The organism is Advenella sp. FME57 (assembly GCF_014897675.1).
Lineage (GTDB): Bacteria > Pseudomonadota > Gammaproteobacteria > Burkholderiales > Burkholderiaceae_B > Advenella.
The window spans coordinates 111,079-131,807 of sequence record NZ_JABUXU010000004.1; the positions used below are offsets into that span (position 1 = coordinate 111,079).

14 protein-coding genes are annotated in these 20,729 nt (G+C 53.1%); 11 read left to right on the forward strand and 3 right to left on the reverse strand.

Features of this window, described 5'->3' with window-relative positions; translation table 11 throughout:
* The first annotated feature begins 110 nt into the window (after window positions 1-110).
* From INT32_RS06505 to INT32_RS06545, 9 genes are all read left to right on the forward strand, one after another.
* Window positions 111-536: a VOC family protein gene (locus INT32_RS06505; protein WP_193087918.1), complete on the forward strand. Its 426-nt coding sequence runs from the start codon at window positions 111-113 to the stop codon at window positions 534-536.
* Window positions 537-1,176: 640 nt separating this feature from the next.
* The gene (gene mnmE / locus INT32_RS06510) at window positions 1,177-2,583 is read left to right on the forward strand and encodes a tRNA uridine-5-carboxymethylaminomethyl(34) synthesis GTPase MnmE (protein WP_193087919.1); all 1,407 of its coding nucleotides are present in this window, start codon (window positions 1,177-1,179) and stop codon (window positions 2,581-2,583) included.
* Window positions 2,584-2,780: 197 nt separating this feature from the next.
* Complete coding sequence (locus tag INT32_RS06515; RefSeq protein ID WP_193087920.1) at window positions 2,781-3,098, forward strand: helix-turn-helix domain-containing protein; 318 nt, start codon at window positions 2,781-2,783, stop codon at window positions 3,096-3,098.
* A 90-nt stretch (window positions 3,099-3,188) separates the two neighbouring features.
* On the forward strand, window positions 3,189-5,579 hold the full coding sequence (gene hsdR / locus INT32_RS06520) for an EcoAI/FtnUII family type I restriction enzme subunit R (protein ID WP_193087921.1): 2,391 nt from the start codon (window positions 3,189-3,191) through the stop codon (window positions 5,577-5,579).
* 25 nt (window positions 5,580-5,604) lie between these two features.
* On the forward strand, window positions 5,605-7,083 hold the full coding sequence (locus INT32_RS06525) for a class I SAM-dependent DNA methyltransferase (protein WP_193087922.1): 1,479 nt from the start codon (window positions 5,605-5,607) through the stop codon (window positions 7,081-7,083).
* Window positions 7,080-8,120 carry a PDDEXK nuclease domain-containing protein gene (locus tag INT32_RS06530; RefSeq protein WP_193087923.1) on the forward strand — a complete coding sequence of 347 codons (1,041 nt, stop codon included), beginning with the start codon at window positions 7,080-7,082 and terminating at the stop codon, window positions 8,118-8,120. Before INT32_RS06525 ends, INT32_RS06530 begins: the two co-directional genes overlap by 4 nt.
* Entirely contained in the window at window positions 8,113-10,500 is a 2,388-nt protein-coding gene (locus INT32_RS06535) for a restriction endonuclease subunit S (RefSeq protein ID WP_193087924.1), read from the forward strand. Before INT32_RS06530 ends, INT32_RS06535 begins: the two co-directional genes overlap by 8 nt.
* A gap of 105 nt (window positions 10,501-10,605) precedes the next feature.
* Complete coding sequence (locus INT32_RS06540) at window positions 10,606-11,553, forward strand: COG2958 family protein (RefSeq protein WP_193087925.1); 948 nt, start codon at window positions 10,606-10,608, stop codon at window positions 11,551-11,553.
* Window positions 11,554-11,565: 12 nt separating this feature from the next.
* Window positions 11,566-14,607 carry an RNA-directed DNA polymerase gene (locus tag INT32_RS06545; protein ID WP_193087926.1) on the forward strand — a complete coding sequence of 1,014 codons (3,042 nt, stop codon included), beginning with the start codon at window positions 11,566-11,568 and terminating at the stop codon, window positions 14,605-14,607.
* Window positions 14,608-15,539: 932 nt separating this feature from the next.
* On the opposite strand, the gene INT32_RS06550 is transcribed toward INT32_RS06545, so the two are convergent.
* Window positions 15,540-16,172, reverse strand: a complete 633-nt coding sequence (locus tag INT32_RS06550; RefSeq protein ID WP_193087927.1) for an FMN-dependent NADH-azoreductase — start codon at window positions 16,170-16,172, stop codon at window positions 15,540-15,542.
* A gap of 124 nt (window positions 16,173-16,296) precedes the next feature.
* Window positions 16,297-16,809: a GNAT family N-acetyltransferase gene (locus tag INT32_RS06555; protein ID WP_193087928.1), complete on the reverse strand. Its 513-nt coding sequence runs from the start codon at window positions 16,807-16,809 to the stop codon at window positions 16,297-16,299.
* 98 nt (window positions 16,810-16,907) lie between these two features.
* On the opposite strand from INT32_RS06555, the gene INT32_RS06560 reads away from it, so the two are divergent.
* Both INT32_RS06560 and INT32_RS06565 read left to right on the forward strand, forming a co-directional pair.
* Window positions 16,908-18,332 (forward strand): PLP-dependent aminotransferase family protein, encoded by a 1,425-nt coding sequence (locus tag INT32_RS06560; RefSeq protein ID WP_193087929.1) that lies wholly within the window; start codon window positions 16,908-16,910, stop codon window positions 18,330-18,332.
* Window positions 18,333-18,841: 509 nt separating this feature from the next.
* On the forward strand, window positions 18,842-19,324 hold the full coding sequence (locus tag INT32_RS06565) for a carboxymuconolactone decarboxylase family protein (RefSeq protein WP_193087930.1): 483 nt from the start codon (window positions 18,842-18,844) through the stop codon (window positions 19,322-19,324).
* Between the two features lie 283 nt (window positions 19,325-19,607).
* Here INT32_RS06565 and INT32_RS06570 read toward each other — a convergent pair whose 3' ends face one another.
* On the reverse strand, window positions 19,608-20,726 hold the full coding sequence (locus INT32_RS06570) for an ABC transporter permease (RefSeq protein ID WP_193087931.1): 1,119 nt from the start codon (window positions 20,724-20,726) through the stop codon (window positions 19,608-19,610).
* Window positions 20,727-20,729: the final 3 nt, after the last annotated feature.

The following is a 20,729-nucleotide window of genomic DNA, read 5'->3' on the forward strand; positions in this document are numbered from 1 at the left end:
ATTACCGTGCCGGACACGCTGGCACTTCCCCAAGGCAATGGCATTTGCAATAAGCGTTGTCAGTAGGGATTTTGCTAAACCCATACCACTTATACCAACCAGGAAAACCAATGAGTCTGTCACCTTTTCATCTAGCCATTCCCGTCTACGATCTGGCGGCTGCCCGCAATTTTTATGGCGAAGTGTTCGGCCTGGCCGAAGGACGTTCCAGCGAGCAATGGGTGGACTTTGATTTTTACGGACACCAACTGGTGATTCACGAACATCCGCAAACGGCGAGCCAGCAGCAGGCGCATACCAACGCCGTAGACGGCCATAACGTGCCTGTGCCGCACTTTGGCGTCGTGCTTGAGTGGAACCAGTGGGAAGCGCTATCGGAGCGCCTGAGAGCGCGCAATACCAAGTTTGTGATAGAACCGGGTATTCGCTTCAAAGGTCAGGTTGGTGAACAGGCCACCATGTTTCTGTTTGACCCCTGTGGTAACGCACTGGAATTCAAGGCCTTCAGGGATATGAGCCAGTTGTTTGCCAAGTAAAAAATTGAATCCCGGCGACGGGCCGGGACATGTCGGCGTGTAGGCTTGGCCTGTAGTATCAAAGCGCTTGAAGGGAAGGAAGGGGACAGAGGCATTACGGGAAGGCGTCTTATGGGCGGCGTCGCCGCTGCAGCATTCGCAGCAATGACAAATGAGCCGTTGTAAATCCTGCTGTGCCGACCCTCTGGTACCGCAGAAAATCCATGCTGCAGTTATGTTGTAAACAACAGGTTTAAACAGCGCACGAGAGGCGCTGCAGCCTGCGACACGTTTCTGAACCGAATACAGGCGAAAAAAATGCCCGCACAATGTGCGGGCAAGTGGCTGAAATTTAATTCTATCACCATTTGCAAAAAAGTCCATGGTTTCATGTTTTAAATATATTTCTGAGCATGGCCGCGCATCGGGCGAGGCGCCGTGTCGTCCAGTGTGCTTGCCTCGCAGTGCCTGTCCTGTAGCGATTGCGTAGTTCACTGCGTTTGGATATAACTCAAATGGGAACCGGGGCTGGACCTCCTGGGCACAAGTGGCTTGATTTGCGCAGCTTGCGGCGCTGCACGAGAGCCGCTACGGCCTTCAAGTTTGCGGATCAGTCCTGAAATAACCGATATAATAGGCTAACTTCACTGATGTTTCGCCTATGTCCGCACCTGCCAACGATCCTATTGCAGCTATCGCAACCGCGCCGGGGCGCGGCGGTATAGGCGTCATCCGTATTTCGGGACCCGATCTAACCGGTCTGATCTCACAGCTGTTTGGGCGGGAACTGGCGGCGCGCCATGCCTATTTTCTGCCATTTTGCGACAGCAAGGGCGAGTCCATTGACGAAGGCATCGCCATCTACTTTCGCGCGCCGCATTCGTACACCGGCGAAGATGTGCTGGAATTGCAGGGGCACGGCGGTCCGGCGGTATTGAAAAGAATACTCGATCGTTGTCTGCAGGTAGGCGTACCATTACGCATGCGGCACGCCGAGCCCGGTGAATTTACTCAGCGCGCTTTTCTGAACAACCGGCTGGATCTGGCACAGGCCGAAGCCGTGGCCGATCTGATCGACGCTTCCTCAGAAGCAGCCGCGCGCAGCGCCATGGCCTCTTTAAGCGGTTCTTTTTCTGCACAAGTGAACAATCTGGCAGATCAAATTATTCATCTGCGCATGTTGGTAGAGGCCACGCTGGACTTTCCCGAAGAAGAAATCGAATTTCTGGAAAAATACCAGGCGCGCGAAACGCTGGGCGGGATTCTCGGCGACATGGCAGAACTGGTGCGTCAGGCGCGTCAGGGCTTGATTCTGCGCGAAGGCTTGCACGTTGTGCTGGCGGGCCAGCCCAATGTCGGTAAATCCAGTCTGCTTAATGCCCTGGCAGGTGACGATATTGCAATTGTCACTCCGATTGCCGGCACCACGCGCGATAAGGTCACGCAGCAGATCCACATTGAAGGCGTGCCCATTCATATCGTGGATACAGCAGGCCTGCGCGACACTGACGATACCGTGGAAAGTATTGGCATCGCGCGCAGCTGGGCGGAAATTGCCAAGGCAAATGTGATTATTCACTTGCAGGACGCGCGTACGCCAAACGACGAGCTGGATGTCGGTATTACACGTCGGCTGCCGCAACGCACGCCGGTACTGGAAGTATTCAATAAAATCGATCTGCTCGATGAGGCAGCCCTGAAGGCACTAATTGCGAGACCCCCGGCAAATGGCAATACAGCCAGTACACACGAGGTCTCGCGCATTCTGATCTCTGCGGTTCATGAAACCGGCCTGGATGTGCTGCGCAGCAAACTGCTGCAGATTGCGGGCTGGAACCCCGGCGCCGAATCACCCTGGCTGGCGCGCGAACGGCATCTGGAAGCATTGCAAAAAGCAGCGCAACATTTGCTTAATGCCAAGGAACACGCTGCGCAAAATGATCGCGTGCTGGACCTTTTTGCCGAAGAATTGCGGCTTGCACACGAGTCGCTGTGGAGTATTACCGGCCAGTTTTCCAGCGATGATTTGCTGGGCGAGATATTTTCGAATTTTTGTATTGGGAAGTGAGGCGACACTTATGAGAAAAACCATTGAGTGGTATGAGCCCGTCCTAGCGTAGGATGCTCTTCTCTTTTTGGGAGAGGGCCGTTGTTCCTTGAGTACCATCCTCTTGTTTTTTTCCTTGGCGGCAGGCAATTGTGATCGTCGATGATTATCAGACACTGATATAATTGTAAGTTAACGTATCATTGGATTTCCCGATTATGAAGCGCTGCATTGTTGGTATCCGACAGCCAGAGGGCTCGCCGGGGCAGGCAAGCGAAACCCCCAGTATTTGGTTTCCTTCATTGGCATCACTGGCAGCGGTGTTGTCGGATGATAATCGCCGCCTGCTGCGCCTAATTCATGACAAGCAACCCAAATCTCTGACAGAGCTGGCTGAACTCAGCGGGCGCAAGGTGCCGAACTTATCGCGCCCCCTACGGATGATGGCGGATTACGGATTGGTTTCACTACATCGCAATGTCCGGGATGTTCAGCCGACCGCGCTGGCGACCGAATTTCTGGTCGTGCTGGATTGAGTGTCATGGATGCAGAGAATAACATCGCTGCGAGGGCAACACGGTCAAGCGTTGAACGACAGCAGGCTAGCATGGAAGGAATTAGATCCTATGGATAAGCTGACATTCAGCGAACGTGATATTTGCACCAAGTTCATCACGCCCGCTCTGGAAAAGGCCGGATGGGACGTTTTGACTCAAGTACGCGAAGAGTTTCTGCTGACCAAGGGGCGTATCATCGTGCGCGGCAAACTGCATACGCGTGGCCAGCACAAGCGCGCCGACTATGTGCTATTTTACAAACCCAATCTGCCCATCGCCGTCATCGAGGCCAAAGACAACAAGCATACTATCGGCTCGGGCATGCAACAGGCCCTGGGTTATGCCGAAATGCTGCAGGTGCCTTTCGTGTTCAGCAGTAATGGCGATGGCTTCCTGTTCCACAACAAGATCGCCAAGGACGGTGTCATCGAGCGCGAATTGAGCCTGGATGAGTTCCCTTGCGTTGATACGCTATGGCAATGGTGGGCAGAGCATCAGGGGCTGAGTACGCAGCAACAGGCCTTGGTTGCGCAGGACTACTATAGCGACGGCAGCAATAAGACGCCTCGCTATTACCAGTTGCTCGCCATCAACAACACCATCGAGGCGATTGCCAAGGAGCAGAAACGAATCCTGCTGGTAATGGCCACAGGCACGGGCAAAACCTATACCGCCTTCCAGATTATCTGGCGTTTGTGGAAGTCGCGTGCCAAGAAACGCATTCTGTTCCTGGCTGACCGCAACATCTTGGTCGATCAAACCATGACCAACGACTTCAAGCCGTTCGGCGCGGCGATGACCAAGATCCAGAAGCGGCAGGCCAATAAGTCGTATGAGATTTACTTGTCGCTCTATCAAGCTGTCACCGGTTCAGAAGAAGAACGGAACATATACAAACAGTTCAGCCCTGAATTCTTCGACCTGATCGTTATTGACGAATGTCATCGCGGCAGCGCCGCAGCGGACTCTGCCTGGCGCGAGATTTTGGATTATTTCCATTCCGCCACGCAAATCGGCCTAACCGCGACACCCAAGGAAACGAAGGAGGTTTCCAATATCGACTATTTTGGCGAACCCATTTACACATATTCGCTACGCCAGGGCATCGATGATGGCTTTCTCGCGCCCTACAAGGTGGTGCGCATTGATCTTGACAAGGATCTGACCGGTTGGCGTCCGGACAAGGGCATGCTAGACAAGAATGGCAGCGAGATCGAAGATCGAATCTACAATCAACGTGATTTCGACCGCACCATGGTGCTGGAACAACGTACGCAACTAGTCGCGCGCAAGATCAGCGAATACTTGAAAGCCAGCAACCGCTTCGACAAGACCATCGTATTCTGCGACAACATTGACCATGCCGAACGCATGCGCCAGGCCTTGGTCAATGAAAATGCTGACCTGGTGGTGCAGAACCACCGCTATGTCGTACGTATTACCGGAGACAATGAAGAAGGCAAGATGGAGCTGGATAACTTCATCTTCCCGGAAAGCAAGTATCCTGTCATCGCGACTACCTCCAAGTTGATGACTACAGGCATCGATGCCCAGACCTGCAAACTCATCGTGTTGGACCAGCGTATTCAATCCATGACTGAGTTCAAGCAGATCATCGGACGGGGGACACGTATCAATGAGGATTTCAACAAGTATTGGTTCACTATCCTTGATTTCAAGAAAGCGACCGAGCTGTTTGCCGACCCGGCTTTTGATGGGGATCCCGTGCAGATTTATGAGCCTGGTCCCGATGAGCCACCGCTTCCACCAGAAGAAGAGGGCGGGGAAGGGGCACTTGACGATGACGGCACCTACTCAACGCCGGATGACGGTTCCAGGCCTCCAGGAGGCGTAGCCGAGCCGTTGCCGGGTGAGGAAGGCAGTAGCGTACGTCGTTACGTTGTCGCCAATGTCGAGGTCAAGGTGGTGGCCGAACGGGTGCAGTACTTCGATGTCAATGGCAAGCTGATAACCGAGTCCCTGAAGGACTACACCCGCAACACAGTGGCCAAGGAGTTCGCGTCGCTCGACGATTTCCTGCGCCATTGGAGCAAGGCCGAGAAGAAGCAGGCCATCATCGACGAACTAGCCCATCAAGGGATCTTTTTCGAGGCATTAGCTGACGAGGTGGACAAGGAGTCCGGCAAGGATTTCGATCCCTTCGATTTACTATGTCATGTGGCCTGGGATCAACCCCCGCTCACGCGCAAGGAGCGGGCCGAACAGGTTAAGAAACGGCACTATTTTGCCAAGTACGGAGAGCAAGCGCAGAAGGTGCTTGAAGCCCTGCTCGACAAGTATGCCGACGAAGGTGTGGCCGCCATCGAGGAAACGCAAATCCTCGCTATTGCTCCCTTCAGCCGCCTGGGCACTCCGATCGAACTGGTCCGTGCCTTTGGTGGCAAGACTCAATATCAACAGGCCGTCAGCGAGCTCGAACAAGAGCTCTATCGCGCTTGACAAAAATTAAACCCAGGAAGTATCCATGTCACTAACAACTCTTATCAAGTCCATCCAGGACATCATGCGCAAGGATGTCGGCGTCGACGGCGATGCACAGCGTATCAGCCAGATTTGCTGGCTGCTGTTCTTGAAAATCTTCGACGACAAGGAACAGGAATGGGAACTGACCCAGTCCAGCTACCGCTCGCCGCTGCAAAGCCGCTTTCGCTGGAGCAACTGGGCCAAAAATCCTGAAGGCACGACAGGCGACGAGCTGATCGACTTCGTCAACAACGATCTCTTTCCTTCTTTGAAGCAACTTGCCACAAAGGCGGGCGTATCTGAGCAAGCCCGAGTGATCGGCTCGGTGTTCGAGGATGCCTACAACTACATGAAGTCCGGCACGCTGCTGCGCCAGGTGATCAACACTATTGAAGAGAACGTGGATTTCAACTCGTCCAGTGATCGTCACCTGTTCAATGATATCTACGAAAAAATCCTTGCCGATCTGCAATCGGCGGGCAACGCTGGTGAGTACTACACTCCACGCGCAGTCACGAAATTTATGGTCGATATTCTCGACCCAAAACTCGGTGAGAGCATCCTTGATCCAGCCTGCGGCACGGGCGGCTTCCTGACTTGCGCCATTGAGCAGCTTAAGAAGCAGGTCAAGACGCCGGAAGACAACCGGCTGCTGCAGGAGAATATCTATGGAGTAGAAAAGAAACCTCTGCCGCACATGCTTGCCTTGACCAACATGATGCTGCATGGCATCGACGTGCCCAGCCGTATCCGCCACGACAACACGCTGGCTCGCCCCTTCAAGGACTACGGCCCGCGCGACAGGGTGGATATCATCATCACCAACCCGCCGTTTGGCGGAATGGAAGAGGATGGCATCGAGAAGAATTTTCTCGCCAGGCACCAGACCCGCGAAACCGCCGACCTGTTCATGGCGTTGATTATGCACCTGCTCAAGCATGACACGGGCCGTGCCGCTGTTGTGCTGCCAGACGGCTTCCTGTTTGGCGAGGGTGTGAAGACCACACTCAAGCGCGAACTGCTGGAAGAGTTCAACCTGCATACCATCTTGCGTCTGCCTAAAGGCGTGTTCGCTCCTTACACCAGCATCGCCACTAATATTTTGTTCTTTGAGAAGGGTGGTCCCACAAAGGATGTATGGTTCTTCGAGCATCCCTACCCGGAAGGCTACAAGAGCTATTCCCGCTCCAAGCCATTGACCGTTGGGGAATTCGACCGCGAGAAAGCCTGGTGGGGCGGTCCGCAACGCAAGGGACGCAAGACTACTGAGCATGCATGGAAAATTTCGGCCAAGGATCTTGCCGCTCGTAACTACAACCTGGACAGCAAGAACCCGCACGAGGTGACTATCGAACTGGGTGATCCGGACGAACTGATGGCCGAATATCAGGACATCACCCGCCAGTTGCACGCTGCCCAGCAGGCGCTGAAAACCGAACTGCTGGCCGCGCTCAAGGCCACCAGTGGGAGGGCAGTGTGACCGACAAGCCCATATCCCTCGTTCCTGCCCCGGAAGGCTATGCCAACTGGCTGGGCGAGCTGAAGAACCGCATTCATAGTGCTCAACAACGGGCTGCATTGGCTGTCAATCGAGAACTGGTACTGCTCTACTGGCAGATTGGTCGTGACATCCTGCAACGGCAGGCTGAACAAGGCTGGGGGGCCAAGGTCATTGAGCGGTTGGCCCATGACCTCAGAACGGCCTTTCCCGAAATGAAGGGTTTTTCCCGCGCGAACCTGATGTATATGCGTGCGTTCGCCGACGCCTGGCCGGATGCGGCAATTGTCCAACAGGTTGTTGGACAATTGCCCTGGGGTCACAACTTGGTGTTGCTGGCCAGACTGAAGCAGCCAGAACAACGCCTGGCTTACGCCCAGCGCGCCGTGGAACAGGGCTGGTCACGCGCCACGCTGGAAATCCATATCGAATCCCGCCTGCTGGAACGAGAAGGCCAGGCGATCACCAACTTCGCCGACCGTCTCCCCGCGCCGGGGACCGATCTGGCCCGGCAATCCCTCAAGGATCCCTACTTGTTCGACTTCCTGGATGTCGGGCAGGAAGCCAACGAGCGGGAAATCGAAGCGGCGCTGGTCAAACACATTACCCAGTTCCTCTTGGAATTGGGCGCGGGCTTTGCCTTCGTTGGTCGCCAAGTTCATTTGGAGGTTGGCGGTGAAGATTTTTTTATCGATCTGTTGTTCTACCACCTGAAGCTGCGTTGCTACGTAGTGATCGAGTTGAAAGCTGAGAAGTTCAAACCGGAGCATCTCGGCCAATTGAGTTTCTACCTCACCGCTGTGGACATGCAGGTCAAAGCACAGCAGGACAACCCCACCATCGGCCTGTTGCTGTGCAAGAGCAAAAACACTGTGGTGGCTGAATACGCATTGCGTGACAAGACTCAACCCATCGGCGTGGCGGAATACCAATTGATCGAATCCCTGCCTGAAGAACTGCAAACCAGCCTGCCCAGCATCGAACAGATCGAGCGCGAACTGGGGGGCGAGCATGAATAAGCACACCGCCGAACTGCTGGAAAAGCATTTCGACACCGCCTTCGCCGCGCCCGATGGTATCAAGAAACTTCGCGAACTGATCCTGACACTGGCCATGCAGGGCAAGCTGGTGCAGCAAGATCCGAACGATACGCCTGCGAGCGAACTGCTGAAAGAAATCGCGGTAGAGAAGCTGCGGCTGGTGCAGGAAGGCAAGATCAGGAAGCTTAATTCCTTGCCGCCAGTAACGGAAGAGGAAAAGCTTTATGCATTGCCGCAGGGGTGGGAATGGGTAAGGCTAGGTACTCTGGCAAGCTATAAATATGGGAAAACCCCTCCATCAAAGAATCCAATGTATTGGATGAGTAACGGTGGTTTTCCTTGGATTTCGATTTCAGACCTACCTATTCGTGGTTATCTTACCAAAACAGCTAAAACCGTATCACCTGAAGCTGTTTCCAATGTTTTTAAACATACGCCTACACCCGCGGGCTCACTGTTGATGAGCTTCAAACTTTCTATCGGAAAGACAGCGATTACAGAGATTGATGCATATCACAATGAAGCAATTATTTCTTTTGTTGGCTTGGAGCAGAGGCTCAAATTATGGCTTTTTTGGGTGTTATACCCAGTGTCGAATTCTGGAAAATCAAAAAAGGCAATTAAGGGGAAAACTTTAAATTCAGAATCTATTGGTGATCTTTTAATCCCCCTCCCTCCTTCTTCAGAGCAACAACGCATTGTCGCCAAAATCGACGAATTGATGGCGCGTTGTGATGCACTGGAAGAACTTCGAACTACCCATCAGCGCGCGCGCTTGACTGTCCATAGAACCGTGATCAAGCAATTGCTGAATATAGCCGAACCTGAGCAGCAGCAGCGCGCCCAGGCCTTCCTCGCTGAAAACTTCGGGGAGCTCTACACCGTCAAGGAAAACGTCGCCGAACTGCGCAAAGCTATCCTGCAACTGGCCGTCATGGGCAAGCTTGTTTCACAAAACCCGGATGATCAGCCAGCCAGCGAACTGCTCATGGAGATCGAGGCCGAGAAACAGCGGTTGGTGAAGGAAGGCAAGATCAAGACGCCTAAGCCATTGCCGCCGGTAACGGAAGAAGAAAAGCCTTATCCTTTGCCGAAGGGCTGGATATGGGTAAGGTTTGATGCAATTGTGAACATTGGTAGCGGCGTAACAAAAGGTAGAAACTTGGTTGGCCGAGAAATCGTCAACATTCCTTATCTGCGGGTTGCTAACGTGCAACGCAGCTACCTCGACTTGTCTGTCATCAAAGACATAGTCATTCCGAGGAGCGAATTGGAAAAGTATTCTCTGGTCACGGATGATTTGCTGATTACTGAGGGTGGTGATTGGGACAAGGTGGGACGTACTTGTATCTGGCGAGGCGAGATTTCTGTTTGTGTGCATCAGAACCATGTTTTCCGAGCAAGGCGTTATATCACATCTCAATCTGAGGTTTGGCTTGAGAAATATTTGAACTCTGGGCCTGCTCGTGCATATTTCGCCGCTGCATCGAAGCAGACGACAAATCTTGCATCCATTAACAAGACTCAACTTCAAAAACTCCCGGTTCCTTTGCCGCCAGTTTCTGAGCAAAGCCGAATCGTTGCAAAAATTAAAGAACTAATGGTCTTATGCGAATCACTGGATCAGCAGATCGATGCTGCAACCAGCAAGCAGGCCGAATTATTGAATGTTCTGATTCATGAACAATCAAAAGGCCTCGTAAAGGAAAAACACCGGCAAGAATCGCTTTCGCCTGCCCAAGTCATTGATCTAGCTACTTACCGTGCCAGTATCGGCTGCTATGCGTTAACCAAACTAGCTAACGCTCGATACTTCGGTCGAACTGCTGCCGCCAAGGTGATGTACCTAGCGCAAGCGCACATTGGGTTGGAGTTGGATCTGAAACCTGAGCGTGAAGCTGCCGGACCACTGGATACCTGGATTTATGATTTCGAGAGGTACGGTCGGGGCAAACGCTGGTTCGAGGTCAATGAAAAGACCTTGGCCAATGGCAAGAAAAAGACAGAGTATCGTTGCTTGTCAGCGTTGTCGGAGCCTGCGGCGCAAGCTGAAGCTCTGATGTCGCCTAGTCAGAAGTCTGAATTTGACCGTTTGATCTATGCCCTGGCAGACAAAACGACTGAGGAAGTCGAGATCATTGCCACGCTGTTCGCAGTCTGGAACGATTTTCTGATTGATGGCGCTCAACCGACGGATGAGCAGATCATCTTCGATGTTCGCGAAAACTGGCATGAGCGGAAAGCACGCTTCACCCCAACCGAGCTTAGCCAGTGGCTGGCTTGGTTACGCAGAGAAAACATCGTTCCTCAAGGATTGCCGCCGAGAACAGTACAGCAATCAAGATTAGGCTTCGATTAACGATGGTTTTGAATGGAATCGGGAGTAGGGTAAAAATCGATGTCATGCATGTCAATTTGAGTCTTCACAAATGACATCATGACAGGAAATAATTGGAGAAATAACGTGGCGCTCAATCTCTCAAAAGCGGTACTAGACTATTTGCGGGCGCGGCCTGAGGAAAAATTTACTGCGAGGCAGATCGCCGAGTGGGTGTTCGCCACCTTCCCCGTGGAATGTCAGGAAAAACGCGCTAATAGCCGAGGCAACTACATCAAGTCGGATGCGGATCTGGTGCAGCAGCTTGTTGCGGAAATCAGTTCGCACCGGCCCGGCATGCAAACGAAGAATCCAGCGTTGAAAACCACCGAAGGGCGGCCGCGTAAGTATTACTACTCGGAGAAATCAGACAGTGCCGAGGTGGACGCGGCAGAGCACAAGGGGGCAGCAGCAGATGTCAGCACCTCAGTGCTCAATGAACATGGGTTGTACCCGTTACTCTCACAGTACCTATGGGAAGAGTTCGACGTCTTTTCCAAACGCATCGACGAGAAGCGATCATCGAACAAGCGCGGACCGAATGGAAATCGATGGCTGTACCCCGACATGGTCGGCATGGACGATCTGGGCGCGGACTGGCACCGCGAGGTGCGAGACTGCGTCAAGCAGTATTCCGATAAACGTACCAAACTCTGGTCGTTCGAGGTCAAGCTGTTGATCAACCGCTCGAACGTCCGCGAGTGTTTCTTTCAGGCTGTATCGAATTCGTCGTGGAGTAACTTTGGCTATTTGGTCGCAGCGGAAATCAGTGGGCAAGAGACACTGAAAGAATTGCGAATGCTATTCGCGGCCCATGGCATTGGTTTCATCAAGCTGGATGTAGATAATCCCGCTGACAGCCAAGTGCTGATTCCAGCGCGTGAACGCGACGAAATCGATTGGGACATGGCCAACCGGTTGGCCACGGAAAATCGCGATTTCCTGGAGTACATCAAGTTGGTCAAACAGTTCTACCAGACGGGTGAGGCACGTCTGAGGGATTGGGATGTGCCCACAGAAGATTCAACCCAGTAATGAGATGACTACATGACCAACCTACAATATCTGGGCCTTGCCTATCGCAAAGCGAAAGTTGATCTTTACTACTCGTCCCATGCCTCTTTGGATGCAATTGCGAGTTATGAAGAAAATTTGTATTCCAACCTTTCATTGTTGCAGGAAAAAATCAATGGCGAGGATGAAGTTTGGGTGACGTCACCTGAATTCATCGGCACTTGGATGCTGGTGACAAAGTCCGTCGAGATGGGCTGCTGGGCGAAGCACAAAAAAGACAATGGCAGTAGCCTTATTTTTTCATCACCCATCGACGCATGGGACCACACACTAAAAGCCTTGAGCGACAACGGGCTGTCAGAAAAGCCAAAGGCCGAATTCCGGGTCATGGCCCGATGCAGTCTGGACTTTCATGTGCTGTCCACCTTGTGGATGCTGGAAGTTGGGCAGTTGTTCGATGACAAGTTAAGTGAGTGCGCCTACGGCAATCGCTTGCGCCGCACGCAAAATGGAAAAGGCATCAACAAGCTATCGCTCGGATCATTCAAGTCTTATCTGAAACCATTTCGCGACTGGCGTGACAAAGGCATTACTGCCATGCAGACCGCGCTCGATGCAGAAAAAAAGATTGTCGCGTTGACTGCCGATGTCAGTTCGTTCTATCACGAACTGAATCCGGGTTTCATGCTGAACCCGGCCTTTGTTAACGGTCTGCTGAAACTGGAGCTGACGGCATTCCAGACCAAACTCCATCGTTTGTTCATTCGCGCCTTGCAGGCATGGGCAGCGGCAACACCGCTGAAGAAAGGTTTACCCGTCGGGCTGCCAGCATCGGCCATTGTGGCCAACATAGCGCTGATCGAACTGGATCGTTGTATCGAGCAACAGGTAGCACCCATTTATTACGGGCGCTACGTTGATGACATTCTGCTGGTCATGGAGAACGGCGCAGATTTTAGGTCGACGGTCGTGCTGTGGGAATGGCTGTTTGACCGGTCGAATGGGACGCTGGGCTGGGTGGATCAAGGCCAGAAGCTAGTTGGCTTCAAGCCGGCTTACCTCAGCGAAGGTGAGGGCAAAAGCCAGGTGCATTTCGCCAATGGCAAAAACAAGGTGTTCATTTTGGCGGGGGAACCGGGCAAGACCTTGGTGGATGCAATTGCACACCAAATTCACGAACGTGCCAGCGAATGGCGTGCCATGCCAAGGCTGCCTCGGTCAGCCTCACATGTTGGGACCGACCTGTTGGCCGCAACGCAAAGCGACGGCGAAGCCGCCGACAACCTGCGCAAAGCCGATGCGCTGACCATGCGTCGTGCTAGTTTCGCGATCAAATTGCGTGACTTCGAAGCCTATGAACGCGATCTGTTGCCAGAAGCCTGGACCGCGCATCGTCGTGCTTTCTTCCGTGCCTTCATCCAACATGTACTAGTGTTACCGCAGTTTTTCGACCTGGCTGTTTATTTGCCCCGTGTCATCCGTTTGGCTACGGCCTGTGAAGACTTTGCTGATCTGCGCCGGATCGTCGAAGCGATGCAAAGACTTTGCCAGCAGGTGCAGGCGCAATGTGATATCCAGATTAAAGCGTGGCCAGAAAGGGAGGATAAGCCGAATGCCACGGAGATGCTGGGTCGCTGGAAAACACAGCTCTTTACCAGCATCCGGGAAAGCATCACCGCCGCTTTCCCTCCCAACTTGTCCAAAACAGGCAAGCAAGCATGGCAAACCTATATGGCTGACTGTCATCTGGACTTCGACTCTGATGTCCTCTTGTTTGGGCCGCTATACGCCAAAAGCTTTCAAAAACAGCAGGCCCGCCTATTCTCGTTTGACCTTGCCCATATGCCGTTCCGCTTCATCGGCCTACCAAAGGAAATGGTGGCGCAGCGCGGTATTTCAGCCAAAAAAACCGTTGTAGGTTTCGACAATGCTGCAGAGTTGTTGCCGGACTCCGTACTCGTGGGCGCGCAGACACTCGCCCAATGGATTGGCTTTGAATATTTGCCGCAAGGACTGCCGTTCGCTACTCGGCCTTTCAACCTACCCGAGCTGTTCATCCTGAATCGTCATGCATATTCAGAAGCGGTACAGGGCAGCATGCAGGCTGTAGTCTTGTCTGTGAGAGGCTTTGAACTGGGTGAGAAAGCACCTCACTTCGATAAAAACAACGTATTGCAAATACCAGACGGTGCCGGTCCCCGCAAATACGGCATTGCTGTGTCCAGTTGGCAAACAAACCTGGAAAGCTGGACGGCCAGTGTGATGCGCATGCCTGATCCCGATGTCGAACGTTATGTTCGCCTGTGCCGTTTACTGGATGGCGTAATCGCCCAGCCCAGGGATAGCCGTTACCTGATCTTGCCGGAGCTGGCTCTGCCCGCGCACTGGTTCATCCGTATCGCTCGCAAGCTGCAAGGTCGAGGCATTTCGCTGATTACCGGCATTGAATATTTGCACGCCAGCAAGTCGAGGGTCCGCAATCAGGTCTGGGCGGCGTTATCTCACGATGGTCTGGGTTTTCCATCGCGAATGATCTATCGTCAGGACAAACAGCGGCCCGCGCTGCATGAAGAGCAGGAATTGCAGCGTTTGGCCCGGTTGGAAGTCAAGCCGGACAAGGTATGGAAAACACCGCCTATCATTCAGCACGGTGACTTTCGGTTTGCCATGTTGATCTGCAGCGAATTGACTAACATCCGCTATCGCGCTGATCTGCGGGGTAAGGTGGATGCGTTGTTTGTGCTGGAATGGAACCCAGATACTGAAACCTTCAATGCACTGCTTGTGTCCGCCGCTTTGGATATCCATGCTTACATTATTCAATGCAATGACAGACAGTACGGAGACAGTCGCATTCGCGCACCCTACAAGGATAGTTGGAAACGTGATGTACTACGGGTCAAAGGAGGTGTTACTGACTACTGTGTGATTGGTGATATTGACGTGCGAGCCTTGCGTCAATTCCAAAGTAGCCATCGTTCACCTGGGAAAATCTTCAAGCCCGTGCCGGATGGATTTAACGACGTGATGGACCACCAGCGCAAATTATTGCCGACCGGCGGCGATGGCGTGTGATCGTGAACACTGGTTTAGATACGCAGCGCTGGTATGGCTAAGCGCGCGTTTGAGCAATGGAAAGTAGCCATCGTCTTCCAAGCTGGCCTCGACTACTACCGGGGGTTGATTCCGTAAGGTATACCAGCTGATCACAGAGAGTCCCGCCACGGGATTACGGTGGTACTTGACCGCGGTTATCTATGTGGACAGCCGCAGATACAACACGGCCCTAGGCACAGTTTAAAGGAAAGCACGCTTGCTGCTCGGTGTGCTGGGCAAAGACCCTCGCAGCTCGTGGTAGCTAACAACCACATTGCCGTCGCTGGTGGACGGTGAACGGAAGATCAGTCAGGCGTTGCACTTTTATGGCTCCCACCGCTCATTGAGCAATAGGGTTTTCGAAGTGATAATGTCTGAAGGTTGATGTGACATGGCACGACTCCACATGGCCAAAAGGAGCCGTCATGTCACTTTAGGATCATATTTCTCGGCGTTAGTAATCCGAACTACGCGCTGCCAATTTGGTCTGGGTGTTGCAGATCAGGTTCCTTCTAGGCGTTACGGAGCAAAAGGTAACGGGGTAATCGAACAGCGACGGTAAGTTAGCGGTAGCTGCGCAATATCAATCAGCGTATCTCACCGAAACTAATAGAGCTATGATTGCTCAAGATGATCCATGCAATTCTGCTAAGAGATATACTTGAACTTTGGGGCCAAGAATAAGTCTAGCACATTGATGGACTCCAATAAATCAATTTCATGCTGAGAAAGCATCGCATCAGCTTTGGGAAGTGAGGTGGCAACTGGCAGCAACAGATGAACGAAATGGTATTACGTTTCGCTAGTCGCTTTACCCGACCTTACTTCAACAAAGCCTGATACACCCCTTATCATAACGAAGATTGCCACGCCTATTATCGAATCTGGACCAGATCTCTATCGCTGCAATATTATCCAACCTGCGTTATGACAGCGCCAATATTCGCTACCTGATCGAGCGCATCCTGCCGCTGCACTTTAACTTTATTTATATCCAGCGCCATCCCCTGAGCCGAAAAAAATCGCAGATCATTCAATCCAATCGTTGCCAGAATGGCTTTCAGATAGGGCGTGAGAAAATCTGGCTGGCGGCTGTGTTCACTGCCGAAGAAGCCTCCGGAAGCAATCGCGATATAAACCGGTTTGCTGTTCAGCGTACCCACTTTTCCTGCAGGCGTGATATTGAAACTGCGATTGACGCGTACCACAAGGTCTATCCAGGTCTTGAGCGAAGCGGGCACGGTGAAGTTGTGCATTGGTGTGCCAATGACAACCACATCAGCTTCTTCAAGTTCGCATATCAGTCTTTCTGATTCTTGCAGCGAACCCTCATACGACAGTTTATCAACGCCGTTGCGGGCGGCATTGGCAAGTGCTTTGGCATAGTCGGCATCAATGGCAGAAGTAGCATGTAAACGCCAGTCGCGCCTGATGATGCGGCTAACCGAGTGCTGGCTACAAAGCTGATCCACAATGGCCTGGGAAAGCTGCGTGCTTTCTGATTCTTCGCCCCGTGGGCTGAATGTTAAATGCAATAATTTCATTGGTGTTCCGTGTTCGATGCTTGCTTATCCGAATGGAAAAATTAGTAGTGCTAAATTCAGTATTGCAATTGTGATTATTTGATTATGAGTCTGATCTTTCATACATCATATTGCTCGGGGTGCATTAGTTAGTAATCGGTAACGTCATGCCAAAATGCAGCCCTGTGCTTAGCAGGCCTTGGCGAAAATAAAAGCGCTGGGCAAGCGAATTGGCCAGGCCGGTATCCAGAACAAGGCGTGCACATCCGGCATCTATGCCTATGGTTTGCAGCGCTTGTAGTAGCTTTGCGCCGCAGCGCTGGCCTCTGACTGTGTCCAGTGTAACCAGATCGTCGACATACAGAAACGGTCCGTAGATGAGATTTTCCTGGAGGCGATAACCTGCGACTGCAATCACGTCTGTGTTGTTCCAGATGGCAAGCATGCGATAGCCGTCATTCTGCTGCATGCGCTGCACACGTTCAAGCAAATCGTGCGCATTTGCCAGATGCGGACGCAATTGTTGCATGACGGCAAAGGCGGCGCGGATCTGGGTTTCATTGTCCAGGTGCGCCAATATGATGGTATCTGTTTTCTCCGGTATCTCGTTGCTATCTGATTCATCGGTGGCCCCGGCGACTTGAGCTACTTGTGTCATTTACGGTTTCCTTTTCAAATGTGATAGGTCTACAGGAAGCAATGTAAAGCCGTTATGCCATAATCTGAAGAGCCAAGAACTAAGATACGGACTAGTCCATGAATCAGACACAGCGCTATGGTTTATCGTCTCTGGATCCTCAGGCCAGCATGCCTTTGTATCAACAGATTTATCTGCGCCTGCGCAATGCCATCACAGACGGCTTGATATCGCCGGGCCAGCGAATTCCTGCAGCGCGTGCGCTGGCTAAGGAGCTGGGTCTGGCGCGTGGCACGATTGAGTCTGCCTATAGTTTGCTGGCCTCTGAAGGGTATGTGCAGGCGCGAGGGCAGGCAGGAACGGTGGTCATGCCCGGGCTCGAACATCTGGGCGGCACGCCGTTGCCAGCAGAACCTGTTTCTGCGCCCCTGACTGCGCTGCCGCAGCATTCGCCAGTTGCGCCGTTCCAGATGGGATTGCCCGCATTAGACGCCTTTCCACGCAAAATCTGGGCTCGTCTGGCCGCCCGCTGTGCACGCAGCACTCAGGTCCAGGATATGGTTTATCCACCCTTTGGCGGCGCAACGATATTGCGTGAGGCCGTGGCCGGTTATCTGCGGGTGTCGCGCGGCATCGATTGTGTACCGCAACAGGTGTTTATTACATCGGGCTATCGGAGCACCATTGATTTGGTGGCACGCACATTGCTGATGGGGGACGACAAGGCGTGGGTGGAAGATCCTGGCTATGAACCGACCAAAGATGTGCTCAGAAGCGTGGGAATGTCGCTGGTCCCAGTGTCGGTTGATAACGAAGGTATTTGCGTTGAGCAGGGTAAACAGCTTGCAGGGGATGCCCGTCTGGCGGTCGTCACACCTGCGCATCAGAGCCCCTTGAGTGTGTCTTTATCGCTAGCGCGACGCCTGGCGTTGCTGGACTGGGCTGCGCAAAGTGATGCGTGGATTATCGAAGATGATTACGACGGAGAATACCGTTATCTGGGTCGCCCATTGCCCGCGCTCAAAAGCCTGGACGGCGAGGGCAGGGTAATTTATTCAGGCACATTCAGCAAGGTCATGTTTCCAGGGCTTCGACTGGCTTACTGTGTTGTTCCGCAAGGGCTGGTGACGCGGTTCGACGATGCGGTTCAGGTACATGGTAGTGGCGCGCCGGCATTAGTGCAGGCAATTGTGACTGCCTTCATGAAGGAAGGCCATTTCAGCCGCCATATCCAGCGGATGCGGCGCTTGTACGCAGAGCGACGGGAAGTGGTTGCTGCTGGTTTGATGGATGTACTGGGAGATCGCTTGCGTGTGGAGCTGCAGCCGGGTGGCATGCACCTGATCTTGCGTCCCCGGAATGGTGTGGGCATGGATGATGTGGCGATTGCGCACAGAATGTGCGCCCAAGGCATGTTTGCACATGGCCTTTCCGGATGGTATCTGAAGCCGCCGGTCACGCATGGCCTGCTGATGAGCTTTACTAATGTCGCTTCGCGCGACGCGGCGCGCCAGTTGGGTGAACGCATCCTGCCGTTGTTGTAGATGGGCATACGAGCCATTGAGAATCGACGCTAACCATACAGATAGCCACAGCATTACTGCCCAAACAATTTGGGGCCACTGACATTGCTACCTGCTATGGTTTCAGGGCAAACCGGTTTGCCGGGCCGAAATAGCTCTCCTGGCGCGCATCTTCATTTTTCTGCAAGCAAGGACATGCGTGCCGTGCTGACTTCCTGGCAGAACACTTGGCAGAAATCAGGGGGCAGTGCGGGAAAATATGAAATATAAGCGCCCGGTAGGGCATATGCACATGCGACATGGCTTGGCCCCAATCATGGCCTATCGCTAATCATCACTCTTGGCTCTTTCGTCTGGCCGCTTGCTGCTTTACTATGCAGTCATAGATTTCAACTGGCATGAGCAGCATACAACGGCACGAGCAGCAAGCCGTGCACGCTGAATGTGCCATGTATAGATTAAACGGCTGGGTGGTACCTATTTGCCGAGCCGATATATTTCAACTGTCATAAATAATTTCGGAGTTCATTATGCAAGCTCGCTACGATTTTCCCACAACGGCTCCTGCCGTCTACAAAGCCATGTGCGCGCTGGAAGGCGCCGTCATGCAGAATCCTGATTTGGAAAAATCACTTATTCATTTGATCAAGATTCGTGCTTCCCAGATCAATGGCTGTACATTCTGCGTGAATATGCATTTACAGGAGGCTCGCGCCGATGGTTTGAATGCACAACAACTGGACTTGCTTTGCGTCTGGCGTGAAGCGCAGGTGTTCAGCGCCAGGGAACGTGCGGTGATTGGCTGGGCCGAAGCGATTACGCTTGTCTCGCAAACCGGCGCCCCTGATGAGGATTACAACGCCATGCGGCAATTTTTTAGCGAGGCGCAGATTGCCGGCTATACCCTCGCGGCCGTCGCCATCAATGGCTGGAATCGCCTCGTTCTGACCGCCAGAACCGTACATCCGGTGGATGCTTCTGCAACAGTACCTGCGGCTGTAGCAGTGGCCTGATTCCGAACCAGCTACATTGATATTAATGAGTAGCAGGATGATACAGCAGGACGGGGTAGTAGGATGTTAATGGCGTCGACCAGCGTTTGCCGGCCACGCCATTATTTTTTCCAATCGGCGTCCGGGGAATGATTGGCATGCTGCGCTCGGGTGGAAAGTGGTGCCGGCCAGGTGCAGGATGCCCGCTTCAAAGTACAGTTTTTCAGGTGATCAGCGCGCGAGCAAGCGCTATTACCGGATAGCCCGGCTGCTGTCTTGCGCTGTCTCGCATTGCTTGTCATCGCTATAGCTTGTTGCGAAATAGCCAGGCGGCAAGCGGCATGGTCACAAGTGTGATCCCCACAAACGGGATAAAGTCATGCCACAACAGTGTCAGCGGCGCGCCTTCCAGATAAATTCTGCGCACCAGGTCAATCGCAAAGCGCAAGGGGTTGGCGTAAGTGGCCATCTGCATGAAATGGGGCATGTTGCTTACCGGTGTCGCCAGGCCCGAGAGCAGTGTTAGCGGCATGATCAGCACAAACGTGTAGAGCATGGCCTGCTGCATATTTGCCGACAGGGCGGAGATCGACAGGCCGATCCCGACAATGGTGATCATGAACATCAGCATGGCCAGCAACAGCGCCCAAAAGCTGCCAGTCATCGGAATATCAAACCAGTAAAGTGATATCGTCAGCACAAGCATTGCTTGCGATAGCCCGATCGCAATAGACGGAATGGCCTTGCCGATCATGATCTGTAGCGGTGTATACGGTGTTACCAGCAATTGGTCGAAGGTGCCCTGTTCGCGCTCGCGTGCCACTGAAAGTGCCGCCAGCATGATGGTTTGTATCATACTGAGCGAGGCGATCAGTGCTGGCACAATATTCCAGCGCGACTCCAGATTAGGGTTGTACCAGGCGCGTGACATGACGGTCACGGCCGGCTTGGCAGCCTCGTGGCCATCGCGCTGGTTATAGGCCGATATGATGGCCTGCAGCTGCCCGACAGCAGACCCCGCCGTCGTTGAGTTACGGCCATCCAGAATGACCTGCAAAGGTGTGGTATGACCTGCCGACAGCAGGCGTTCGAAATCGGGACTGAAATGCACCACCAGCAGGGCCGAGCCGGTATCGATCACCTCTGAAATCTGACTCGCTGAATCGAGTGTTGCGACCCGATGAAAAACCCCGGTGCCGTCAAAGCGCGCAATGAGTTCGGTGGATGCGCCGCCGCGACTTTCATCCAGTACAGCGTAGGGAACGTTGGTCAGATCGAAATTGGCGGCGTAGCCAAACAGCAGGCTTTGCAGGATCGGCGGCACGATCAGAATGACCCGATTGGCCGGATCTTTGAGCACTGCAATAAATTCCTTCTGGCAAAGATTGGCCAGGCGCAGCAGATAGTTGAAAAAGGCCAGCATAGG